Source organism: Geobacillus sp. DSP4a, assembly GCF_013096875.1.
Classification (GTDB): domain Bacteria; phylum Bacillota; class Bacilli; order Bacillales; family Anoxybacillaceae; genus Geobacillus; species Geobacillus thermophilus.
In genome coordinates, this window is sequence record NZ_SDLD01000001.1 from 248,652 (window position 1) to 271,123 (window position 22,472).

At 52.7% G+C, this 22,472-nt stretch carries 18 protein-coding genes and 2 pseudogenes; all 20 read left to right on the forward strand.

Annotated features, from left to right (window positions below):
• Positions 1-154 precede the first annotated feature (154 nt).
• The 20 genes and pseudogenes from ETC02_RS01285 (at position 155) to ETC02_RS01380 (ending at position 22,207) form a co-directional block, all read left to right on the forward strand.
• Entirely contained in the window at positions 155-886 is a 732-nt protein-coding gene (locus ETC02_RS01285; protein ID WP_063211250.1) for a GntR family transcriptional regulator, read from the forward strand.
• Positions 887-970: 84 nt separating this feature from the next.
• The gene (locus tag ETC02_RS01290; RefSeq protein ID WP_050368523.1) at positions 971-2,062 is read left to right on the forward strand and encodes a BMP family lipoprotein; all 1,092 of its coding nucleotides are present in this window, start codon (positions 971-973) and stop codon (positions 2,060-2,062) included.
• 525 nt (positions 2,063-2,587) lie between these two features.
• Positions 2,588-4,114, forward strand: a complete 1,527-nt coding sequence (locus ETC02_RS01295) for an ABC transporter ATP-binding protein (RefSeq protein ID WP_050368524.1) — start codon at positions 2,588-2,590, stop codon at positions 4,112-4,114.
• Positions 4,114-5,160, forward strand: coding sequence for an ABC transporter permease (locus ETC02_RS01300; protein ID WP_050368525.1), 1,047 nt, complete (start codon positions 4,114-4,116; stop codon positions 5,158-5,160). Before ETC02_RS01295 ends, ETC02_RS01300 begins: the two co-directional genes overlap by 1 nt.
• Positions 5,161-6,120, forward strand: a complete 960-nt coding sequence (locus ETC02_RS01305; RefSeq protein ID WP_050368526.1) for an ABC transporter permease — start codon at positions 5,161-5,163, stop codon at positions 6,118-6,120.
• Between the two features lie 184 nt (positions 6,121-6,304).
• Entirely contained in the window at positions 6,305-7,600 is a 1,296-nt protein-coding gene (gene yfmF, locus ETC02_RS01310) for an EF-P 5-aminopentanol modification-associated protein YfmF (protein ID WP_050368527.1), read from the forward strand.
• Positions 7,581-8,870: an EF-P 5-aminopentanol modification-associated protein YfmH gene (gene yfmH / locus ETC02_RS01315; protein WP_050368528.1), complete on the forward strand. Its 1,290-nt coding sequence runs from the start codon at positions 7,581-7,583 to the stop codon at positions 8,868-8,870. The genes yfmF and yfmH overlap by 20 nt, the downstream gene beginning before the upstream one ends.
• Before the next feature lie 191 nt (positions 8,871-9,061).
• The gene (gene ymfI, locus ETC02_RS01320) at positions 9,062-9,778 is read left to right on the forward strand and encodes an elongation factor P 5-aminopentanone reductase (protein ID WP_063211233.1); all 717 of its coding nucleotides are present in this window, start codon (positions 9,062-9,064) and stop codon (positions 9,776-9,778) included.
• Between the two features lie 67 nt (positions 9,779-9,845).
• Positions 9,846-10,103, forward strand: a complete 258-nt coding sequence (locus tag ETC02_RS01325; protein WP_050368780.1) for a DUF3243 domain-containing protein — start codon at positions 9,846-9,848, stop codon at positions 10,101-10,103.
• Between the two features lie 118 nt (positions 10,104-10,221).
• The gene (locus ETC02_RS01330) at positions 10,222-11,013 is read left to right on the forward strand and encodes a DUF3388 domain-containing protein (RefSeq protein WP_033012189.1); all 792 of its coding nucleotides are present in this window, start codon (positions 10,222-10,224) and stop codon (positions 11,011-11,013) included.
• A 26-nt stretch (positions 11,014-11,039) separates the two neighbouring features.
• On the forward strand, positions 11,040-11,933 hold the full coding sequence (locus ETC02_RS01335; RefSeq protein WP_050368529.1) for a helix-turn-helix domain-containing protein: 894 nt from the start codon (positions 11,040-11,042) through the stop codon (positions 11,931-11,933).
• Positions 11,934-12,013: 80 nt separating this feature from the next.
• Entirely contained in the window at positions 12,014-12,592 is a 579-nt protein-coding gene (gene pgsA, locus ETC02_RS01340; RefSeq protein ID WP_033016861.1) for a CDP-diacylglycerol--glycerol-3-phosphate 3-phosphatidyltransferase, read from the forward strand.
• 27 nt (positions 12,593-12,619) lie between these two features.
• Positions 12,620-13,864: a competence/damage-inducible protein A gene (locus tag ETC02_RS01345; RefSeq protein ID WP_050368530.1), complete on the forward strand. Its 1,245-nt coding sequence runs from the start codon at positions 12,620-12,622 to the stop codon at positions 13,862-13,864.
• 177 nt (positions 13,865-14,041) lie between these two features.
• A pseudogene (locus ETC02_RS01350) lies at positions 14,042-14,410 on the forward strand (ATPase domain-containing protein); the annotation flags it as partial.
• A gap of 713 nt (positions 14,411-15,123) precedes the next feature.
• Positions 15,124-17,031 (forward strand): group II intron reverse transcriptase, encoded by a 1,908-nt coding sequence (locus ETC02_RS01355; protein WP_063211235.1) that lies wholly within the window; start codon positions 15,124-15,126, stop codon positions 17,029-17,031.
• A gap of 186 nt (positions 17,032-17,217) precedes the next feature.
• A pseudogene (recA, locus tag ETC02_RS01360) lies at positions 17,218-17,892 on the forward strand (recombinase RecA); the annotation flags it as partial.
• 368 nt (positions 17,893-18,260) lie between these two features.
• On the forward strand, positions 18,261-19,817 hold the full coding sequence (gene rny / locus ETC02_RS01365) for a ribonuclease Y (protein ID WP_033012175.1): 1,557 nt from the start codon (positions 18,261-18,263) through the stop codon (positions 19,815-19,817).
• 188 nt (positions 19,818-20,005) lie between these two features.
• Positions 20,006-20,800 (forward strand): TIGR00282 family metallophosphoesterase, encoded by a 795-nt coding sequence (locus tag ETC02_RS01370; RefSeq protein WP_050368531.1) that lies wholly within the window; start codon positions 20,006-20,008, stop codon positions 20,798-20,800.
• 129 nt (positions 20,801-20,929) lie between these two features.
• Positions 20,930-21,190: a stage V sporulation protein SpoVS gene (gene spoVS, locus ETC02_RS01375; RefSeq protein WP_003251598.1), complete on the forward strand. Its 261-nt coding sequence runs from the start codon at positions 20,930-20,932 to the stop codon at positions 21,188-21,190.
• Between the two features lie 93 nt (positions 21,191-21,283).
• Positions 21,284-22,207, forward strand: a complete 924-nt coding sequence (locus ETC02_RS01380; RefSeq protein ID WP_033017458.1) for a dipeptidase — start codon at positions 21,284-21,286, stop codon at positions 22,205-22,207.
• Positions 22,208-22,472: the final 265 nt, after the last annotated feature.

A 22,472-nucleotide genomic window follows, 5' to 3' on the forward strand; every position in this document is an offset into this window, starting at 1 on the left:
CATTGGAAGCGCTTTCATAAATATATCTTTTTTCGACAAAATTTGATAACCCTATTTATTTGGCCAGTAAAAAATGATATAGTAGTCTCAAAAAGGTTATATGTCTAATGTCAGAGGTCTGACTCTTACAGGAGATCATGTGGAGGACGTTGTCATGTCAATCAAATCAGACAACCGCCATCTGTACTTGCAAGTCATCGACCGTTTGAAACACGATATTGAAACTGGCGTGTACAAAGAAAAGCAAAAGCTGCCGTCTGAGTTTGAGCTTGCCAAACAGCTTGGCGTCAGCCGGGCGACATTGAGGGAAGCGCTCAGGGTGCTGGAAGAAGAAAACATTATCATCCGCCGCCACGGCGTCGGAACGTTTGTCAACGCCCGGCCGCTGTTTACGTCCGGCATCGAGCAGCTCTCAATCGTCACGGACATGATCCGCCAAGCCGGACGAAAACCGGGAACGATTTTTTTGTCTTCTTCCATCCAGCTGCCGACAGAAGACGATATGCGCCGTTTTCAATGCCGCCCGGACGACGAGATTTTGTTGATCGAGCGGGTGCGCACCGCCGACGGGGAGCCGGTCGTCTATTGCCTCGATAAAATTTTGTGCAAGTATTTGCCAAAAGGTATTTCGTACGAACACGAATCGTTGTTTGAAAACTTGCACAACCAAACGCATCGCGACATCGCCTATGCGGTCGCGCACATCGAGCCGCTCGGCTATCATGAAAAAGTGTCGCCGATTTTGCAATGCGACCCGGAAACGGCGCTGCTTGTGCTCAAGCAAATGCATTTCGACAAAAACGACGAGCCGATTTTTTATTCCGTCAACTACTTCCGCTCCGACAAGTTCAGCTTCCATGTCATGCGGAAGCGGTTCAGCTTTTAAGGGGGTGAAAATGGGTACATAGAAAGAGAGCGGAAGCTTTATACTAATTTAAAGAACAAATTTTCAAGCCAGGGGGTAGTGAATGTGAAAAAGCGAATCGGATTGGTGTTGTCCGTCCTGTTTGCCGCCGGCACGTTGCTTAGCGCCTGCGGACAAGCCGGCAACAATGCGGGAGGCGGCAATCAGAAAGATACGTTCAGTGTCGCCATGGTCACCGACGTCGGCGGCATTGACGACAAATCGTTCAACCAGTCCGCGTGGGAAGGGCTGCAAAAGTTCGGCAAAGACAACGGGCTAGAAAAAGGACGCGGTGGGTACGACTATTTGCAGTCGACGAGCGACACCGATTATCCAACCAACTTAAACAAGCTCGTGCGCAGCGACTTTGACTTGATTTTCGGCATCGGGTATTTGATGGGCGACGCGGTGAAAGAAGTCGCGAAGCAAAACCCGAAAAAACATTTCGCCATCGTCGACACGGTTGTTGATGAGCCAAACGTCGCCAGCATCACGTTCAAGGAGCATGAAGGCTCGTTCCTTGTCGGCGTTGTTGCCGGTTTGATGACGAAAACGAATAAAATCGGCTTTGTCGGTGGGATGGAAATTCCGTTGATCGAAAAATTCGAAAGCGGATTCCGCGCCGGCGTGAAAGCGGTCAACCCGAAGGCGACTGTGAAAGTGCAATACGCCGGGGCGTTCGACCAAGCGGATAAAGGGAAAGCGATCGCTTCGAGCATGTACGCTTCCGGCGTCGACATCATCTACCATGCGGCCGGGGCGACTGGAAACGGTGTTTTCTCAGAGGCAAAAGACTTGAAGAAAAAAGATCCGAACCGTGAAATTTGGGTGATCGGCGTTGATAAAGACCAAGCACCGGAAGGGGAAGTGAAAGTCGGCGGCAAAACGTACAACGTAACGCTCACTTCGATGGTGAAACGCGTCGACGTCGCTGTCTATGACACGGCGAAACGGGCGAAAGACGGCGACTTCCCGGGCGGCAAAACGATTGAGTACGGGTTGCCGGAAAATGGGGTTGGCATCGCTCCGACACAAGACAACATTCCAGAAAATGTGCTGAAAGCTGTTGACGAATGGAAAGAAAAAATTATCAAGGGCGAAGTGAAAGTGCCGACGAATCGGAAAGAGTACGAGCAATTCGCTGCGACGATCAAGTGACGAACAACGGCGAAGAAGGCTAGCGCGAGCCGCTAGCCTTCTTCAAAATCGTCAACTACCCCCACTTCGCTCACGCTTGAAGTGGGGGCTTGCCACTCCCCAGAAGTGCAAACGGACTTCGTCCTCCTTCCTTGACTTGGGGTTGCATCAGGGGGCAGGTTGACCGCTGCCCAACGACGCAGGTCATGCCTGCATCGTTGCCGATTCTCTCGGTGTGTCTGTTGGCAGTACTTGGCTTCCACACACAACAGACGGACCTACGCTCGATGTTTGACGGTTACAACGTTTCCTGCAACCAACTCCATACATCGAGCAGCAGCTATTGGAGTGCCTTTATTGAACGGTTTTCTCCACGCCTTTATTCGATCATACACAAAAGAAAGGGGGAACGCGCATTCCTCTCCCACTTACTCCCTTTGGTCGTTGAAGTGGGAGTCTCCTGCGCGAAATAGGATGAAGGGCGGCCGTTTCGCTGTCGCCTTTCATTTTGTGATTTTGACCTTGCTTGAGTAAGGAGTGAATCGCTTGGAATACGTGATTGAAATGCTCAATATCCGCAAGGTGTTTGGCTCGTTTGTCGCCAATGACAACATTACGCTGCAAGTGAAAAAGGGGGAGATACACGCTCTGCTTGGCGAAAACGGGGCCGGCAAATCGACGCTCATGAACGTGCTGTTCGGTTTATACCAGCCGGACGGCGGCGAAATCCGCGTCAAAGGAAAGCCGGTGCGCATTACCGACCCGAACGTCGCCAACGATCTTGGCATCGGCATGGTGCATCAGCACTTTATGCTCGTCGATACGTTCACGGTGACGGAAAACATCATTTTAGGCAGCGAACCGACGCGGGTCGGAACGATCGATATGAAGCGGGCCGAACAGGAGGTGCGCGAGCTGTCGGAACGGTATGGGCTGGCGGTCGATCCGACAGCGAAAATTGCCGACATTTCCGTCGGCATGCAGCAGCGCGTGGAAATTTTAAAAACGCTCTACCGCGGCGCGGATATTTTGATTTTTGACGAACCGACAGCGGTGTTGACGCCGCAGGAAATCCGCGAGCTCATCCAAATTATGCGCACGCTCGTCCGCGAAGGAAAATCCATCATTTTAATTACACACAAACTTAAAGAAATTATGGAAGTGTGCGACCGCGTCACCGTCATCCGCCGCGGCAAAGGGATCGCGACGCTCAATGTGGCGGAGACGAATCCGAACGAACTGGCGGCGCTCATGGTCGGCCGCGAGGTGCAGTTTACGACCGCTAAGAAACCGGCTGAACCGGGAAAACCGGTGTTGGAAATTAAAGACTTAGTCGTCAAGGACGCGCGCGGGATCAAAGCGGTCAACGGTTTGAACTTGACGGTGCACGCCGGCGAGATCGTCGGCATTGCTGGAGTTGACGGCAACGGCCAGACCGAGCTCATTGAAGCCATAACCGGGTTGATCAAAGCTGAATCAGGGACAATCCGCCTCAACGGCCGAGACATTACGAATTTGCCGCCGCGCAAAATCATCGAAGCCGGCGTCGGCCATATTCCGCAAGATCGGCATAAGCACGGGCTTGTCCTCGATTTTCCGATCGGCGAAAACATGGTACTGCAAACGTACTATCAGCCGCCGTACTCGAAACGGGGTCTGTTGAATTTTCAAGCCATTTACGAAAAAGCGCGCCAGCTCATTCGCGAATTTGACGTGCGCACGCCGGATGAATATACGAAGGCGCGGGCGCTGTCGGGCGGAAACCAGCAAAAAGCGATCATCGGCCGCGAAGTTGACCGCGACCCGGATTTGTTGATCGCCGCCCAGCCGACAAGGGGGCTTGACGTCGGCGCGATCGAGTTTATCCATAAGCGGCTCATCGAACAGCGCGACCGCGGCAAAGCGGTGCTGCTCGTCTCATTTGAGCTCGATGAAGTCATGAACGTCAGCGACCGGATCGCCGTTATTTATGAGGGGAAAATTGTCGCCATCGTCGATCCGAAAGAGACGACGGAACAAGAGCTCGGGCTGCTGATGGCCGGAAGCAAATGGAAGGAAGCAGGTGTGTCGTGATGAAGTCAAACCGTCTCCAGCAATTGTTGATTCCTGTATTGGCCATCTTGCTCGGCATGGCTGCCGGATCCATCGTCATGCTCGTGAGCGGCTACAACCCGATCGCTGGGTTTTACGCTCTCGTGTACGGGGCATTTGGCGATACGTACTATATCGGCGAAACGATCCGCCAGACGACGCCGTACATTTTAACCGGGTTGGCGGTGGCGTTTGCTTTTCGCACCGGCTTGTTTAACATCGGGGTCGAAGGGCAGCTGATCGTCGGCTGGCTGGCGGCCGTCTGGGTCGGCGTGTCGTTCGACTTGCCGAAAATCATCCATTTGCCGCTCGCCATTTTGGCGGCCGCCCTCGCCGGAGCGCTTTGGGGGCTGATCCCGGGCGTGCTAAAGGCGTATTTAAAAGTGCATGAAGTCATTATTACGATTATGATGAACTATATTGCTTTGCATGTAACGAACGCCATCATCCGTTCCGTTTTGTCCGATGAGGGATTTAAATCAAAGCCGGTGAAAGAAAGCGCATCGCTTCACTCCGACTTTTTTGATGCCATTACGCATCATTCCACCATGCATTACGGCATTTTCATCGCTGTCGCCGCCGCATTTGTCATGTGGTTTTTGCTTGAGCGGACGACGAAAGGGTTTGAGCTGCGGGCGGTCGGGTTCAACCAGCATGCCTCCCAGTATGCCGGCATGAACGTGCGCGCCAACATCATTTTAGCGATGGTCATCTCCGGCGCTTTTGCCGGCGTCGCCGGGGCGATGGAGGGGCTTGGCACATTTGGAAACATCTCGACGAAAGCCGGCTTTACCGGCCTCGGGTTTGACGGCATCGCCGTCGCCCTGATCGGCGGCAACAACGCGTTTGGCATTTTGCTCTCCGCCTTGTTGTTTGGCGCCTTAAAAGTCGGGGCGTTGGAAATGCCGTCAAGCGCCGGCGTGCCGACCGAACTCGTCGATATTATTATCGCGCTCATCATTTTCTTTGTGGCATCGAGCTATATGATTCGCTGGCTGTTATCTCGCTGGCAAAAGGGGGCGGAGTAAGTGAGCGTGTATGACGTGTTGCAGACGATTATCCCGACAGCGATTTTCTTTGCGGCTCCCCTCATTTTCACGGCGCTTGGCGGTGTGTTCAGCGAACGGTCCGGCGTCGTCAACATCGGGCTTGAAGGATTGATGACCATCGGCGCGTTTGTCGGCATCGTCTTTAATTTGACGTTTGCCGATCGGTTTGGCGAATGGACGCCGTGGCTTGCCTTATTGGCTGCCATGGTGGTCGGCGCTGTATTTTCCCTGCTGCACGCTGTCGCGTCGGTTACCTTTCGCGCCGACCAAGTCGTCAGCGGGGTGGCGATCAACTTTTTGGCGCTTGGCCTGTCGCTGTTTTTAGTCAAAAAAATGTACGGCAAAGGCCAGACCGACCAAATTCAAGTCGGGTTTGACAAAATCGATGTGCCGGTGTTGAGCGACATCCCGGTCATCGGCCCGCTGTTGTTCTCCAATGCGTATGTGACGTCGTACATCGCCATTTTGTTGGCGTTTGTCTCTTGGTATGTGATTTATAAAACGCCGTTTGGCCTGCGGCTGCGTGCGGTCGGCGAACATCCGATGGCGGCGGATACGATGGGGATTCATGTCGCCAAAATGCGCTACATCGCCGTCATGATCAGCGGGGCGCTCGGCGGTTTGGGCGGTGCGGTATACGCGACGATCATTTCTCGCGATTTTAGCCATGCGACGATTTCTGGGCACGGATTTATGGCGCTCGCCGCCATGATTTTTGGCAAATGGCATCCGATCGGCGCGATGGGAGCGGCGCTCTTTTTCGGACTGGCGCAAAGCTTAAGCATTGTCGGGCAAACCATTCCGTTTTTGAAAAACGTTCCGACGGTTTACTTGCTCATCGCCCCGTACTTGCTCACCATTTTGGCGCTCGCCGGCTTCATCGGGCGGGCGGAGGCGCCGAAAGCGGCCGGCACGCCATATATCAAAGGGAAACGGTAGAACTTGCAGCTGTCCGGCGCAACCGGACAGCTGTTTTTCATTCCCATGATGGCAATGTTTCCAAGCGTATCGGACGAACTAGGCGGATTTGTTTGCATTTGTCGCTTGGCAACAGGTATATTGTTGATAAGACATCTCACAATAAGCATGCCGCCCATTTTGCGACAGAAAAGGAGGAGTTGGATTGGTCGACGAAAAAGTCACAGCGGTCGGACCGGTTCGCGTCCATACGATTTCGACCGATAAGTACAAAACGAACACGATCGTTTGGAAAATGAAGGCCCCTCTTGCTAAAGAAACGGTCACGCTGCGCGCGCTTTTGCCATACGTCTTGCAAAGCGGCACGGCCGACTATCCGAGCGTTAAGGCGCTGCGCACCTATTTGGATGAACTGTACGGGGCGACGCTGAACGTCGATTTAACGAAAAAAGGCGAACATCATATCATGACGATTCGCATCGATGTCGCCAATGAACGATTTTTGCCGGAGCAAACGCCGTTGCTTTCGAAAGCGCTTCAGCTCTTGGCCGATCTTCTGTTCCGCCCGGCTCTTGATGGCGGGCGGTTTGTCACCGACATTGTCGAGCAGGAAAAGCGGGCACTCCGTCAACGCATTCAGGCGGTGTATGATGACAAAATGCGCTATGCGAACATGCGCCTTGTAGAAGAAATGTGCAAAGGCGAACCGTACGCGCTCTCGCCTAATGGCGAGCTCGAGGATGTCGACGCCATTACAGCGGAAAGACTGCACCGCTATTATGAGCGGGCGTTGGCTGAAGATGAGCTTGACTTGTATGTCATCGGCGATGTCGACGAAGAAGAGGTGCTCAACACCGTCCGTCAGCGCTTTTTGCTGCCCGACCGCGCAGAGCCGGCGCGTACGCCCCAAGCTCAGGCAAAAGCGCGTGGGGAAGTGAAGGAAGTGATCGAACGGCAAGACGTCAAGCAAGGGAAATTGAACATCGGCTACCGAACGAATGTCACATACGAGGATGACGATTACTACGCCTTGCAAATGTTTAACGGCATTTTTGGCGGTTTTTCCCATTCGAAGCTGTTCATCAACGTCCGCGAGAAGGCAAGCCTTGCCTATTATGCCGCCTCAAGGCTTGAGAGCCATAAAGGGCTTTTGATGGTCATGTCCGGCATTGAACCGGCCAACTATGAGAAGGCGCGCCGCATCATCGATGAGCAAATGCAGGCGATGAAAAACGGCGATTTCACAGATGAAGAAATGGCGCAGACGAAAGCGGTCATCCGCAACCAGCTGCTTGAGACGCTCGATACGCCGCGCGGGCTTGTCGAGGTGTTGTACCATAACGTCGTCTCAACGCGAAAGCGCCCGATCGATGAATGGATGGCCGGCACCGATCAAGTGACACGCGAGGATGTGGTGCGCGTCGCTGACAAGGTGGAGTTGGATACGGTGTACTTTTTGACCGGAATGGAGGCGACGGAAGATGGAAAAACGGGTGTATGAGACGCTGCGCGAAGAGCTGTTTTATGAAAAAATGGACAACGGTCTTGACGTGTACATTTTGCCGAAAAAGGGATTCAACAAAACGTACGCCGTGTTTACGACGAATTACGGTTCGGTGGACAACCAGTTTGTCCCGCTCGGTAAAACGGAGATGAAGCGCGTTCCGGACGGCATCGCCCATTTTTTGGAGCATAAGCTGTTTGAAAAAGAAGACGGCGACGTGTTTCAGCAATTCAGCAAACAAGGCGCCTCGGCGAACGCCTTTACGACGTTCACCCGCACCGCCTATTTGTTCTCAAGCACCGACAATGTCGAGAAAAACTTGGAAACGTTGATCGATTTTGTGCAAAGCCCGTACTTTTCCGACAAGACAGTGGAAAAAGAAAAAGGGATCATCGGCCAGGAAATCCGGATGTACGACGACAACCCAGACTGGCGCGTCTATTTCGGCGCCATCGAAAGCATGTATCACAACCATCCGGTCAAAATCGACATCGCCGGCACAGTTGAATCGATCGCCCAAATTACGAAAGAGTTGCTGTATGAGTGCTACGAAACGTTTTACCACCCGAGCAACATGCTTTTGTTTGTCGTCGGCCCGGTCGATGAACAAAAAATCATGCAGCAAATCCGCGACAACCAGGCGAAAAAGTCGTTCCCGCAAGCCCCGGAAGTGAAGCGGTTTGCGTATGAAGAACCGAGCGCAGTAGCGGAAAAGAAAAAAGTGATTCCGATGCATGTGCAGACGAACAAGTGCTTTGTCGGCATCAAAGCGCCGTCCGTTCCTGAAGCCGGCGAACAAAAACTTCGGCATGAGCTTGCCTTCCACGTCGCATTGGACTATTTGTTTGGAAAAAGCTCGCCGCATTATGAACGGCTGTACCGCGAAGGATTGATCGATGATACATTTATGTACGATTATACAGAAGAGCGCGGGTTCGGCTTCGCGTTGATCGGCGGCGATACAAGGGACGCTGAACGGCTCGCTTCGGAAATTCAAACGGTGCTGCCGTCGTTTGCCGCGGAGACTATAAAAAAGGAAGAATTTGAGCGGGTGAAAAAGAAAAAAATCGGCGCTTTTTTGCACGCGCTCAACTCGCCGGAGTATATCGCCAACCAGTTTACGCGCTACGCGTTTTACGGCGCGAGCTTGTTTGACATTTTGCCGGCGTTGTCATCGTTGACGCTTGACGACGTTGCAGCCATTGCCGATGCGTGTTTCCGCGATTCGCAAATCGCCGTTTGCGAGGTTGTGCCAAAAGGGCAATGACAGGGGCTGACCGAAAGAGCGGTAATGCCCCTATCTGGGGCAGCATGGAAAACTAGACCACCCTGAAACCCCTGGTAAAACCAACGATTTCAGAGGTGGTCTCTTTCCCATGTTTTTCAGTTTCATTTCATCAAAAAGGGGCTTTTGCGTCAGCCCCTTTTTTGCGTCCAACAGAAGGAGGAGAACGTTCGATGCGCTATGCGTTAATTACCGGAGCGTCAAGCGCGATCGGGCAAAGCATCGCCCGCGAGCTCGCGCAAGGCGGCTATGGACTTTTTCTTCATTACTACCGGCGCCGCGCGCCCATTGAGGCGCTGCAAGCCGAACTAACCGGCGTGCACACCGTGCCGGTGGAAGCGGATTTGTCGATGCCGGGCGGGGTCGACCAACTGCTTTCCCGCCTCGACCGCCCGATCGATGCCATCATTTATAACAGCGGGGCCACGTATTACGGGTTGCTTACCGACATGAATGACGAGCTGATCGAACGGATGGTGCGCCTCCATGTGACAAGCCCGGCGCAGCTTGTGAAAAAACTGCTGCCGCCGATGATTTCGAAAAAGCGCGGCCAAATTGTGTTCATTTCTTCGATTTGGGGGTTGTGCGGCGCCTCATGCGAAGCGGTGTATTCGATGACCAAGGGCGGGCAAAACGCGTTCGCCAAGGCGCTGGCGAAAGAGCTCGCCCCGAGCGGCATCCGCGTCAACGCCGTCGCGCCGGGAGCGATCGCCACAGATATGCTCCGGCCGTTCAGCGAAGAAGAATTGGCGGCGCTCGCCGATGAAATTCCGGCCGGCCGGCTCGGGACCCCTGAGGAAGTGGCGAAAACAGTGGCGTTTTTGTTGTCGGACTCCGCTTCTTACATCACCGGCCAAATCATCTCTGTCAACGGCGGCTGGTATTGTTGAGCGTATATTTTTTTCGCCCGCAGGCAAACTATCCTTGAAACGTTCATCAAGGAGGGAGGGAATGAACATGTCGGTACTGGATAACTTTGAACAATGGAAAGACTTTTTATCGGAACGTCTGCAGCAAGCGCAGCAACAAGGTTTGACCCAGCAAGTGATCTCGGATGTCGCCTATCAAATCGGGGACTATTTGGCGAAACACGTCGACCCGAGAAACCCGGAAGAACGGGTGCTCGCCGACCTTTGGAGCGTTGCGGATGAAAAAGAACAGCATGCCCTTGCCAACATGATGGTGAAACTTGTCCAACAAAATAACATCCGGTAAAGAGAGGGGCTCCCTCTCTTTTTTCTTTCCTCTTTTCGGTTGCTTTTCCGTTCGCGGTTATAGTAGTATGAACTTAGCATAAGGCGTTCGTGCGGACAGCGGCAAGGGAGGAGACGGGATGGGCAAGCAGGAGTGGTATTTGGAGTATGAGATTCATGTCAACCGTCCAGGGTTGCTCGGCGATGTCGCCTCGTTGCTCGGCATGTTGTCGATCAACATCGTGACGATCAATGGCGTCCGGGATTCGCGCCGCGGCATGTTGCTTCTTTGCGACAGCAGCGAACAAATCGAGCGGCTGGCGACAATTTTGCGGACGATGGACAACATTACGGTGACGAAACTCCGCCAGCCGAAGCTGCTTGATCGTTTGGCCGTCCGCCATGGCCGCTACATTCAGCGCGATGCCGACGACAAAAAGACGTTTCGCTTCGTTCGCGACGAGCTTGGGCTGTTGGTCGATTTTATGGCAGAAATTTTTAAAGAAAAAGGGCATAAGCTCATCGGCATTCGCGGGATGCCGCGCGTCGGCAAGACGGAGTCGATCGTTGCTGCGAGCGTATGCGCCAATAAGCGGTGGCTGTTTGTATCATCGACGCTGATCAAGCAGACCGTCCGCACGCAGCTGATGGAAGACGAATATAGCGAGGACAACATTTTCATTGTCGACGGCATCGTTTCGACGCGCCGCGGCAATGAGCAGCACTGGCAGCTCATCCGTGAGCTGATGCGCCTCGAGGCGACGAAGGTCGTGGAACATCCGGACATGTTTGTCCGCCATACGGAATATACGCTTGATGATTTTGACTATATTATTGAGCTGCGCCATGAACCGGATGAAGACATTTCCTACGATGCGATTGAACGCCCGTCCTTGCTGGGCGGAGACGGATTTTCCGAATTTGGATTTTAATTTTAACAAGTGGAAGGTGTTGGCCGTTGACGGAACTGGGAAAACGTTTGCGGGAAGCGCGGGAGGAAAAAAACATCAGCTTGGACGAGCTGCAAGAGATGACGAAGATTCAGAAGCGGTATTTGATCGGCATTGAAGAAGGGAATTACGCCATTATGCCGGGCAATTTTTATGTGCGCGCCTTCATTAGACAATACGCCGAGGCGGTCGGCCTCGATCCGGATGAGCTGTTTGAACAATATAAGCAGGACATTCCGCAATCGTACCAAGATGATCTTCCGCAGCCGCTGTCGCGCGTGAAAACGCGCCAACAGCTTTCCGCCGAAGGGACGAAATGGCTCGACTGGCTGCCGAAAGCCTTGATCGCGGCGGCCGTCGTCGGGGCGGCCGTTCTTGTTTGGGTGCTGCTCCAGCGCGGCACGGCAAACGAGCCCCCGGCGAAAACGAGCCCGGAGACGGCGGAAGTGGAAAAGCCGAAACAGTCGCCGCTTGAACAGGCGAAACAAAAGCAGTCGGCGAAGGAAACGGACGAGAAGGCAACGAATGAAAACGGACAGCAAAATGAACAGCCAGCGCCGACTGGCGAAGAACAACAGCCGGCTGCGGCGATGAATGTGACGGAAAAGCGCGGCAACACGGCGACGATTGAAGTCGCCAGCTCCGGCGCGTTTTCCATCGAGCTTTCATCCAAAGGAACGTCATGGGTCGAAGTATACAATACGAAAGGCCATACGTTTTACCGCGGCAACTTGACAAGCGGGCAGACGAAAACGTTCGATCTGTCGGCCGAAAGCGAAGTATGGGTGAAAATCGGGCGCACGCTCGATGTTGAGATGAAGGTGAACGGCCAACCGTTTGCCTACCCGTTTGCCCCGAAAGAGGAAGTATACCAAAAGCTGCATTTCGTGTTGAAGAAATGATGGAACAGGGCGCTTTTCCGCAGGAAGGCGCCTGCTTTTCGCACGGACTGAACTATGTTGAATGAGCGGAGGTATTTGTGGTGAACTTGCCGAATAAAATTACGGTAGCGCGCATTATGCTCATCCCGTTTTTCTTGATCGTGATGCTCGTTCCGTTCGGGTGGGGAAGCATCCAAATCGGCGGGACAGAGCTTCCGGTTGCCCATCTTGCCGGCGCGCTCATTTTCATCATCGCCTCAGCGACGGACTGGATCGATGGCTACTATGCCCGCAAATACGGGTTGGTGACGAATTTAGGAAAATTTTTAGATCCGCTTGCCGATAAACTGCTTGTGTCAGCAGCGCTCATCGTGCTCGTTGAACTCGGCGCCGCTCCGGCTTGGATGGTGATCGTCATCATCAGCCGCGAATTTGCCGTTACCGGCCTGCGGCTCGTGCTCGCCGGGGAAGGGGAAGTCGTCGCTGCCAACATGCTTGGCAAAATCAAGACATGGACGCAAATTGTCGCCATTTCCGCTTTATTGTTACATAACTTCCCATTCTCGCTCATTTCGTTTCCGTTCGCTGAATTGGCGCTGTGGGTGGCGGTCATTTTTACGATTTGGTCTGGCTGGGATTATTTTGCGAAAAACAGACATGCGTTTTCCCATTCGAAATAGCCGGCCACAAAGGGGGAGAAAAGTCTGTTGAACGCGGAGATCATTGCCGTTGGCTCTGAGCTGTTGCTTGGGCAAATCGCCAATACGAACGCCCAGTTTTTGTCGCAGCAGCTGGCGATGCTTGGCATTAACGTCTATTTCCATACCGTCGTCGGCGACAACGCCGGCCGCCTTGAGCAGGCGGTGAAAACGGCGCAAACGAGAGCGAACCTCATCATTTTCACCGGCGGCCTCGGCCCGACGAAAGACGATTTGACGAAGGAGACGATCGCCCGTTTGCTTGGCCGCCGGCTCGTGATCGACGAGGAAGCGCTCCGAGCGATTGAGGTGTATTTTGCCCGCACAAACCGGCCGATGACAGAAAACAATAAAAAGCAGGCGCTCGTCTTGGAAGGATCGACGGTGCTGAAAAACGAGCACGGCATGGCGCCAGGGATGGCGCTTGTGGCAGACGGCATTACGTACATGCTGCTGCCCGGGCCGCCGAAAGAAATGCGGCCGATGTTCAAAAAATACGGAAACGCCTTTTTGCGCCGTACGTTTTCGCTTTCCGAGCGCATCGAGTCGCGCGTGCTCCGCTTTTTTGGCATCGGTGAATCAGCGCTCGAGACGGCGATTGCGGATTTGATCGACGCCCAGTCGAATCCGACGATCGCGCCGCTGGCCGGCGACGGTGAAGTGACGCTTCGTCTGACAGCGAAGCATCAGGATGAGGCGGAGGCGAAGCGGCTTCTTGACGAAGTGGAATCGGCCATTTTGGCGCGTGTCGGCCGCCACTGCTACGGATATAACGATGAAACGTTGTTTACAAAGACGCTCGAGCGGTTAAAAGAAAGAGGATGGACGATCGCGTCGGCCGAAAGTTTGACCGGCGGCCTTTTCCTCGAACAGCTCACCGCCCTCCCCGGCGCGTCGCAAGTCGTGCAGGGCGGTGTCGTCTGCTACACAAACGGCGTCAAAGAACAGGTGCTTGGCATACCGCGCCCGCTGCTTGAGGCAGAAGGGGCGGTGAGCGAGCCGTGCGCCCATTTGCTTGCTGAAAACGTCCGCGCGATGTGCGATGCGGATATCGGCATCAGCTTCACCGGCGTCGCCGGACCCGATCCGCTTGAGGGCCACCCGCCCGGCACCGTGTATGTCGGCATCGCCGTCCGCGGGCGCGATGCGACTGTCCACCGTCTGATGCTGTCCGGCACGCGTGATGCCATTCGCATCCGCACCGCCAAATACGGCTGTTTTTTTCTGCTTGAGATGCTCGCGGCCGACTGCTGATCGGCCGCCCCCTTCCTTCTCCATTCTCCACCGCACATCGTTTTTTCCACCGCATGAGTATGGCGATTGTTGCTAGTTTCTCCACCGAAAAAACGAATGGACGTTCGTTTTTTGCTTGGCAATGGCCGCAAAACGCGGTATAGTATAAGTAGTCCTAGAATAAGGAGGAGTAGGTTAGTGAACCAAGATCGTCAAGCTGCATTGGAGCAGGCATTAAAACAAATTGAACGACAGTTTGGCAAGGGGGCCATCATGAAGCTCGGCGAGCAAGTCGACCGCAAAGTGTCGGTCGTGCCGAGCGGTTCGCTAGCGCTCGACATCGCGTTAGGCGTCGGCGGCTATCCGCGCGGGCGGATTGTGGAAATTTACGGCCCGGAATCGTCCGGGAAAACGACCGTTGCCCTTCACGCGATCGCGGAAGTGCAAAAGCGGGGCGGGCAAGCAGCTTTCATCGACGCGGAGCACGCGCTCGACCCCATCTATGCACAAAAATTAGGGGTCAATATCGATGAATTGCTGCTTTCCCAGCCTGACACGGGCGAGCAAGGTGCGTCACGTTTCCGTATAAGTGCGTAGGCACGAAAGCGGAGTCCGATGGGAACATCGGGACAACTCTACAGCCGAGTTGGAAGGTGAAATTCCTTCCCGTGGTGATAGTCCTATATCCACGAGCCTGAGACTCCTGCATGCATTCCGGTGCACCCTCACCGGGATGTATGAAGCCAGGTGAAGTCGTAACCCAAGTAGCCTAAGGCCGCAAAATGTGGCTATGGCGAAAGTGGTGCGGGGCTCCTTAAAAGACGCCTATGGTGACGAAAGGAACCTATGCGTGAAGCTCGGTTACCGGTGCTCCCTGAAAAGGGACCATACAGGACGAACCACCGTGTCTTGTTTGCGGTGTTTCCTTTAACCGGCTGGCTTAGTTCGGTTACTGCTCTGATGGGTAGCGGACGTTCCAATCAGAGGTCCTGCCGAGTAGAGTAGGCACCTAAGGGCGTTCAAAAGAAGGGATAGGCTGTAGGGAACGTGAGAGGCCCCCTAAGGAGGAGACAGGGCTGGTCGATGATATCTTAGGGGGAGTCAGCGGTTCCATAGTAATGATGAAGGAGCGCCGTTTGAACCCCAAAGGCAACGATGGGGGAGGAAAAAACGCTCTGGAGTGAAGGGAACCAGCCGGGGCGGCAAAGTATCTACATGTTACGGCAAGCAGGCTAATTCATGGCACTTCCACCCAGTATTATAAAAAGGGAGAAAGGAGCATGAAGGTAAACAAACTTGTCGTAAAAAGCGAACAGGACTTGAGAAACTGCTTGGATCTTCTTTATCAAGAAGCTAAAAAGGGAAAACATTTTTACGGGATGCTTGAGTTGCTTCAAAATGATGTTGTCATTTTAGAAGCTATTCGCAATATTAAAAGCAATAAAGGTAGCAAAACGGCGGGGATTGATCAGAAAATAGTAGATGATTATTTGCTTATGCCAACGGAAAAGGTTTTCGGGATGATAAAAGCCAAACTCAATGACTATAAGCCTATACCAGTGAGAAGGTGCAACAAGCCCAAAGGAAATGCCAAAAGCTCAAAAAGAAAAGGCAATAGTCCGAATGAGGAAGGGGAAACGAGGTCCTTAGGAATATCCGCGGTGACGGATAGAATCATCCAAGAGATGCTCCGGATAGTGCTCGAGCCGATTTTCGAAGCCCAATTCTATCCGCACAGTTATGGGTTCAGACCGTATCGCTCCACCGAACATGCCTTAGCCTGGATGCTGAAAATCATCAACGGAAGCAAGCTGTATTGGGTTGTAAAAGGTGACATTGAAAGTTATTTTGATCACATCAATCATAAGAAGCTTCTGAACATCATGTGGAATATGGGCGTTAGGGATAAACGGGTACTATGCATCGTTAAGAAAATGCTGAAGGCGGGGCAAGTGATACAAGGTAAATTCTATCCAACCGCTAGGGGGATTCCTCAGGGAGGAATTATTAGCCCGTTGTTGGCTAATGTATATCTCAACAGCTTTGACTGGATGGTTGGCCAAGAATATGAGTATCACCCTAATAACGCAAACTATCGGGAAAAGAAAAACGCATTAGCGGCGTTAAGGAACAAGGGACATCATCCCGTCTTTTACATTCGTTATGCTGATGATTGGGTTATTCTTACGGATACGAAAGAATATGCGGAAAAAATAAGGGAGCAATGTAAGCAGTATTTAGCCTGTGAGTTGCACTTAACTCTATCGGATGAGAAAACGTTCATTGCAGATATCCGCGAACAACGGGTTAAGTTTCTTGGCTTTTGTATTGAGGCAGGAAAGCGGCGCTTTCATAAAAAAGGATTCGCCGCTAGAATGATTCCCGATATGGAAAAAGTCAATGCCAAGGTCAAAGAAATTAAGCGCGATATTCGATTGTTAAGAACGAGAAAATCGGAATTAGAGAAAGCCCTTGATATTGAAAACATTAACGCCAAAATTATAGGATTAGCCAATCATCTAAAAATAGGCATTTCCAAGTACATTATGGGCAAAGTAGATCGCGTCATTGAAGAGACAGCCTACCGCACCTGGGTTAAAATGTATGGGAAAGAAAAAGCGGCGCAATATAAAAGGCCTGTGTCAGAGTTTCACAATCGGATTGACAGACATAAAGGCTATCAAATGAAACATTTTTCTGTCGTCACAGAGGATGGCATAAGAGTAGGGATTACTCATGCAAAAATAACGCCTATACAGTATGCAACAGTATTCAAACAAGAAATGACCCCATACACTGCAGACGGCAGAAAAATGTATGAAGAAAAGCATAGAAAAATACGATTGCCAGATAAAATGAGTCTGTTTGATCACGATTCGATATTCATCTACATTTTATCTGAGCATAATGATGGGAAATATAATCTTGAATATTTCTTAAATAGGGTGAATGTATTTCACAGAGATAAAGGAAAATGCAAAATATGTGCTGTATACTTAAGTCCCGGTAACTTCCACTGCCATCATATTGACCCGAGTAAACCTTTAAGTGAGATCAATAAGACCGTTAATCTAGTTAGCTTATGCAACCAATGCCATAGGCTTGTCCATAGCAACCAAGAACCGCCGTTTACAGAACGAAAAATGATTGACAAACTAACGGAGTATAGGAACAAGCTGAAAATATAAAAGTTCTGTTCGCTGGAAAAATTGTAGGTGCTGCTGCCATGTCATCGCGAGGTGATATGGTGGAGAGATAGCCCAAACGGGGCTATCGAAGCTGTCCCGGTGGAACGCCGTGTGCGGGGAAACTCGCACGCACGGTGTGGGGTGGGGGAAAAGCCGGAGATTGCATCAAAGGCTTACCTATCACTATCGCTCGAAATCGCGGAAGCGCTCGTGCGAAGCGGCGCGGTCGATATTATCGTCATCGACTCGGTGGCGGCGCTTGTGCCGAAAGCGGAAATTGAAGGGGAGATGGGCGACGCCCATGTCGGCTTGCAAGCGCGGCTTATGTCCCAGGCGCTTCGCAAGCTGTCTGGCGCCATTAACAAATCGAAAACGATCGCCATCTTCATCAACCAAATTCGCGAAAAAGTCGGCGTCATGTTTGGCAATCCGGAAACGACGCCGGGCGGGCGGGCGCTCAAGTTTTACGCTTCCGTCCGCCTAGAGGTGCGCCGCGCCGAGCAAATTAAGCAAGGCAATGATATGGTCGGCAACAAGACGAAAATCAAAGTCGTCAAAAACAAAGTCGCGCCGCCGTTTAAAACGGCTGACGTCGACATTATGTACGGTGAGGGCATTTCCCGCGAAGGGGAAATCATCGATATGGCGTCTGAACTTGACATTGTGCAAAAAAGCGGCTCATGGTATTCGTACAAAGACGAACGGCTCGGCCAAGGGCGGGAGAATGCAAAACAATTTTTGAAAGAAAACCCGCATATCGCCGATGAGATCGCCCGCGCCATCCGCCAGCATTACGGCATCGACGTTGAAGAGGGAACGAGCGAACCGCAGCAAGACGGGTTCGGATTGCTTGAAGAATAACGGGACAAGGCGTCCTGGCAAGCTGCCGGGGCGCCTTTTTCCATCCGTTCGGCCTGCCAAGGAGAGCGATAAGCCTAAAAAAGGACGGCGTGCGGAACGGTCTTGTTCCGTTGTCATCCTCTAGGCGCGTCGGTGTAATATCTTGACAATTCCTATTGCCGCCTTTACAATGAACATGTATATTTATCCATGTACACGGCAGGGTCGCGTGCCCGCCCGCAGCGGCGTACTGCTTGGATGCGGGGGCGCGTGGAAATGGCCAGGCAAACGACCAAGCCAATGGGTTGAAAACGGGAATGTCCATCTGCGTCGGACGATGGCGCGAAGAAGGCGCAAGGGAAAACGAAACAGCAAGAGGAGGTGAAACGATGGGTTCGATCATCATCTCCGCTTTGCTTGCCTTAGTCATTGGTGCCGTTGTTGGCTTTTTTGTTCGCAAATCGATTGCCGAAGCGAAAATCGGCGGCGCGAAAGCAGCTGCCGAGCAGCTGATTGAAGAGGCGAGACGCGAGGCGGACGCCTTGAAAAAAGAGGCGCTTCTCGAAGCGAAAGACGAGATTCATAAATTGCGGACGGAAGCGGAGCGCGACATCCGCGACCGGAGAAGCGAGCTCCAAAAACAAGAAAACCGCTTGATGCAAAAGGAGGAAAACCTCGATCGCAAAGATGAAGCGCTCAACAAACGCGAGGCGCTGCTTGAAGCGAAGGAAGAAGCGTTAAACGAAAGACAACAGCATATTGAACAAATGGAAAGCAAAGTGGAAGCGCTCGTGAAGCAGCAACAAACCGAACTCGAACGCATTTCCGGCCTGACGCGCGACGATGCGCGCCAGCTCATTTTGGAACGCGTTGAAAAAGAACTGTCCCATGAGATTGCCATGATGATCAAAGAGGCGGAAACGCGGGCGAAAGAGGAAGCGGACAAGCGGGCGAAAGCGATTTTGTCGCTGGCCATCCAGCGCTGTGCCGCCGACCATGTCGCCGAAACGACGGTGTCCGTCGTCAACTTGCCAAACGATGAAATGAAAGGGCGGATCATCGGGCGCGAAGGGCGGAACATTCGCACGCTTGAGACGCTGACTGGCATCGATTTAATTATCGATGATACGCCGGAAGCGGTGATTTTGTCCGGATTTGATCCGATTCGCCGCGAAACGGCGCGCATCGCGTTAGACAAGCTTGTGCAAGACGGACGCATCCACCCGGCGCGCATTGAAGAAATGGTGGAAAAGGCGCGCCGCGAAGTCGATGAGCACATTCGCGAAGTCGGTGAGCAGACGACGTTTGAAGTCGGCGTCCATGGCTTGCATCCGGATTTGATCAAAATTTTAGGGCGGCTGAAGTTCCGGACGAGCTACGGACAAAACGTCTTGAAACATTCGGTGGAAGTGGCGTTTTTAGCCGGACTGATGGCGGCCGAACTCGGAGAAGACGAAATGTTGGCGCGCCGGGCCGGCTTGCTTCATGATATCGGCAAGGCGATCGACCATGAGGTTGAAGGCAGCCACGTGGAGATCGGCGTCGAGCTGGCGACGAAGTACAAAGAACATCCCGTCGTCATCAACAGCATCGCCTCCCACCATGGCGACACCGAGCCGACATCGGTCATCGCGGTGCTTGTGGCGGCGGCGGATGCGCTCTCCGCAGCGCGGCCGGGAGCGCGCAGCGAGACGCTGGAAAACTATATTCGCCGCTTAGAGAAACTGGAGGAAATCGCGGAATCGTACGAAGGCGTGGAAAAATCGTACGCCATCCAGGCCGGCCGCGAAGTGCGCATCATGGTCAAGCCGGATATGATCGACGATTTGGAAGCGCACCGGTTGGCGCGTGACATCCGCAAACGGATTGAAGAAGAGCTCGACTACCCGGGCCATATTAAAGTGACCGTCATCCGTGAAACGCGCGCGGTCGAATATGCGAAATAAAGTGGCATCCTATTGCCACTTTATTTTTCTTTGAAAATAATGAATCCATGAGCGGTTATTTTCATGCTTGGGTGGCGAGTAAAAGCTTACTCATGGATGTTTTTTGTGCGTAAAATGAGAAAGTACAATGGATCCGCGCCACCTTTGAAGCGAAGCGCCATATTTTTTTGATTAGAAAGGGATCGATCATGAGAATCTTATTTATCGGCGATGTCGTCGGTTCGCCGGGGCAAAAAATGGTCGAGCATTATTTGCCGAAATTAAAAGAAAAACACCGTCCCGATATCGTCATCATCAACGGTGAAAACGCCGCCGGCGGGAAAGGGATCACCGAGCCGATTTACCGGGCGTTTTTGGCCCAAGGAGCCCATGTTGTGACATTAGGCAACCATGCGTGGGACAAGCGTGATATTTTTGAATTCATCGATCAGGCGAAGGCGCTCATCCGCCCGGCGAACTATCCGCCCGGCACACCGGGAAAAGGCATCGTCTACGTGCCGACCGAGCAAGGGGAGGCGGCGGTCATCAACTTGCAAGGGCGGACGTTTTTGCCAGCGATTGACTGTCCGTTTCAAAAAGCGGATGAATTGATTGCCGCTGCCTCGACGCGCACGTCGGTCATCATTGTTGATTTTCACGCTGAGGCGACAAGCGAAAAACAGGCGATGGGCTGGCACTTGGATGGGCGCGTGTCGGCCGTCATCGGCACGCATACGCACGTTCAGACGGCGGACAATCGCATTTTGCCGAAGGGTACGGCGTACATTACCGATGTCGGCATGACCGGCTCGTATGACGGCATTTTAGGGGTTGACCGCGACGCGGTGCTGCGCAAATTTTTAACCGGACTGCCGGTCCGGTTCGGCGTCAAGGAAGGACGAAGCCAGCTGAACGCGGTGCTTGTCGATGTTGATGGAAAAAGCGGGCGTGCGCTTGGCATTGAACGGTTGATCATTAATGACGACCACCCATATTTTGAATAATCGTTTTTTAAAAAAATTTTAAAAACAAGCTTCTCCTCAGCAGGAATAGTTGTCGAAACAGTGAATATAGTTACAGTGAAGACATTTTACCGTAATCTATTTTTCAAGGGGACGAGGGAGGAGCTAGAAATGGAAATATTAAAAGTTTCAGCAAAGTCGAATCCGAACTCTGTAGCCGGTGCACTTGCCGGGGTGCTGCGCGAGCGCGGCGCGGCGGAAATTCAGGCGATCGGTGCAGGTGCATTGAACCAAGCCGTTAAGGCAGTAGCGATCGCACGAGGGTTTGTGGCACCAAGCGGCATGGACTTGATTTGCATTCCGGCGTTTACCGATATTATTATTGACGGAGAAGAGCGGACCGCCATTAAATTAATCGTCGAACCTCGTTAACTCGATGATGAGTCAATGGTAAAATATAACCTGTTGGCGCCTTCGCTGTAGAAGGCAGGCAGGTTATTTTTGCTTTTTTAAGGGGGAAAACGAATGATTTTCGATGTCCACTGTGATGCGCTCATGAAGCTATGGCAAGACCGGTCGTTGTCGTTTCACGATGGGGCGCCGCTTCATGTCACCTTTTCTGGCATGGCGGAAGCGGGAATAAAAGTGCAATGTTTTGCCATTTACGTGCCGGAAACCGTGCCGGAAGAAGCCCGGTTCACAGCGGCATTGGAGATGGTGGACATTTTCTTTGCCCGCATCGTCGAGGCGTTCCCGTCCGTCAAGTTTGTGCGGACGAAGCAGGATATCGCCGCACTGAAAGAAGGGGAAATTGGCGCGATGTTGACGCTCGAAGGATGCGACGCCATCGGTGCCAACCTTGTCAAGTTAAAGACGCTTCTTCGCCTCGGCGTCGCTTCTGTCGGCCTGACGTGGAACTTTCCAAACGCCGTCGCCGACGGGGCGTGGGAGAAGCGCGGCGCCGGCTTGACCGCGTTTGGCCGGCAAGTCGTCGAGCTGCTCAATGAAACAAAGCGGTGGGTCGATGTGTCCCATTTGTCGGAAAGAGCGTTTTGGGATGTGATCGAAACAGCCTGTTTTCCGATCGCTTCTCATTCGAACGCCCATCGCCTCTGCCCGCATCCGCGCAATCTGACGGACGAGCAGCTGAAAGCGCTAATTGAAAAAGACGGGATGATTGGCATCAATTTTGTCCCGTACTTTTTAACGAAGGACAAACGGAGAGCAACGATCGCCGATGTGCTTCGCCATCTTGACCATGTATGTGCGCTCGGAGGGGAAAACAACGTCGGGTTCGGCTCCGACTTTGACGGCATTACGGAAACGGTTTCCGGCCTTGAAACGGTGAAGCAATACGACCAGCTCGTCAATGAGTTGTACAAGCATTACTCCGCCGAACAAGCATCCCGCTTTTTATTCGGCAACTTCTACGCCCATTTACCGGAGTGACGAATATCACGGAGTATCGGCTCTGCGTATCCTAAAATAGAAGACAGGGCATCCGCGGTGCCGGCTGAAAAAGGCGTTCAAAATGATAGTTTCCTTGTCAGAAAAGTGGTACAATAGTAGCGAAAGGCTGGAGTGAATGTCAACTACCCACCACTTAAAGCCTAACGGCTTTTGAAGTGGGGGCTTGGCAAGCCCTAGTTGACTACCCTCAGCCATTCAATGGCTACGTTGGAAGGGTCATGACACTTACGGATGCTCCTCCAGT

Coding starts and splice junctions, on each gene's coding strand:
- ETC02_RS01330 (WP_033012189.1), top strand. CDS start 10,222: ATGGGCAAGCAGGAGTGGTATTTGGAGTATGAGATTCATGTCAACCGT.
- ETC02_RS01300 (WP_050368525.1), top strand. CDS start 4,114: ATGAAGTCAAACCGTCTCCAGCAATTGTTGATTCCTGTATTGGCCATC.
- ETC02_RS01370 (WP_050368531.1), top strand. CDS start 20,006: ATGAGAATCTTATTTATCGGCGATGTCGTCGGTTCGCCGGGGCAAAAA.
- yfmH (WP_050368528.1), top strand. CDS start 7,581: ATGGAAAAACGGGTGTATGAGACGCTGCGCGAAGAGCTGTTTTATGAA.
- spoVS (WP_003251598.1), top strand. CDS start 20,930: ATGGAAATATTAAAAGTTTCAGCAAAGTCGAATCCGAACTCTGTAGCC.
- ETC02_RS01380 (WP_033017458.1), top strand. CDS start 21,284: ATGATTTTCGATGTCCACTGTGATGCGCTCATGAAGCTATGGCAAGAC.
- ETC02_RS01285 (WP_063211250.1), top strand. CDS start 155: ATGTCAATCAAATCAGACAACCGCCATCTGTACTTGCAAGTCATCGAC.
- ymfI (WP_063211233.1), top strand. CDS start 9,062: ATGCGCTATGCGTTAATTACCGGAGCGTCAAGCGCGATCGGGCAAAGC.
- ETC02_RS01355 (WP_063211235.1), top strand. CDS start 15,124: ATGAAGGTAAACAAACTTGTCGTAAAAAGCGAACAGGACTTGAGAAAC.
- ETC02_RS01325 (WP_050368780.1), top strand. CDS start 9,846: ATGTCGGTACTGGATAACTTTGAACAATGGAAAGACTTTTTATCGGAA.
- rny (WP_033012175.1), top strand. CDS start 18,261: ATGGGTTCGATCATCATCTCCGCTTTGCTTGCCTTAGTCATTGGTGCC.